The sequence below is a fragment of the Rhodobacter sp. P2_H5 genome (assembly GCF_056403335.1).
Map to the genome: position 1 here is coordinate 1 of NZ_JBFUFS010000064.1, position 1135 is coordinate 1135.

1 protein-coding gene is annotated in these 1135 nt (G+C 64.5%); it reads left to right on the top strand.

Annotation, left to right across the window (positions count from 1 at the left end):
• On the top strand, positions 1-1135 hold a 1135-nt coding region (locus AC1DVR_RS23450; RefSeq protein ID WP_478003035.1), incomplete at both ends, for an ATP-dependent DNA helicase.

Below are 1135 nucleotides of genomic sequence, written 5' to 3' on the forward strand. Positions count from 1 at the left end.
GGGGTATGGAACCCGAGCAACTTCAGGAGCTCCGCCGCGCGGCGGAACGATCTCTACATGTCCGGCTCGGCGGTGTCAGCCGCGAGGGGATCGAGGCGGATTTCGTCAGGCGGGAGGCGAAGGACGCACTTGCCTGGGCCGTGGCCCACCTCAGCGAGCGGCAGAGTGTCTATCCGCTCCGCGATCTTCTGAAGACAGCACTTCCACGTCTTACCCATGGCACCGTCGCGGACCTGACCCGCGAGGTCACGGCCGCGATGAAGGACAAGACCCTTCTTTATGCCGGCCAATCAGGCTTGAGCCCGCTCCTCACGGACAAGGAAACGCTCGCTGCCGAACGCGAGATCTTGAAAACCTACCGCGCAGGCGTTCGGGCCGGGCGCCTGGATCTGGAAGCGCTGAGCCTCGAAGGCCGAGATCACGAAAAATCGCTGCAGCGCAGGTTGGCGAACACGAGCCTGACTGAAGGGCAACGTGATGCGGTTATGACGGGCCTTTCCGGTGCGTCGCGCGTCGTGGGCGTGCAGGGCTATGCCGGAACAGGCAAGACCTTTATGGTCGAAACCGTGCGCCGCTAYGCSGAGAAGGCGSGCTACGAAYTGATCGGYCTCGCKCCGTCCGGTCGTGCGGTCGAGGCCCTRAAGGAAGCGATCCCCACAGCCCAGACCATGCAGTCTTGGCTTATGCAGATCCGTCAGGGCGGCGATCCGGGCGGAGAAGGGCGGGGGCGCAAGATCCTCGTCGTCGACGAAGCGGGCATGATTGCTGCGACCGAAATGCGCGATCTCCTGTCCCATGCCCATCGGAGCGGCTTTGCCAGAGTGATCCTCGTGGGTGACGTGAAGCAGCTCGATGCCGTCAGCGCGGGGCAACCCTTCGCCCAGTTGCAGAGGGCGGGCATGCCAACCGCCCTCATGACCGATATCCAGCGCCAGCGCGATGAAGCGGGCCGCGAAGCCGTGCTCCATGCCATCCGGGGCGAGGTGAAGGCCGCCATGGCTCGGATCGGCGCGGTCGTCGAGACCGGAAACCGGGTCGAGGTTTCCGAAAAGGTAGCGGATCACTGGCTGAAACTGGATCAGAAGGGCAGGGAGGAGACTGGCATCGCCGTCCTGACCAATGCGGCCCGCAAGAC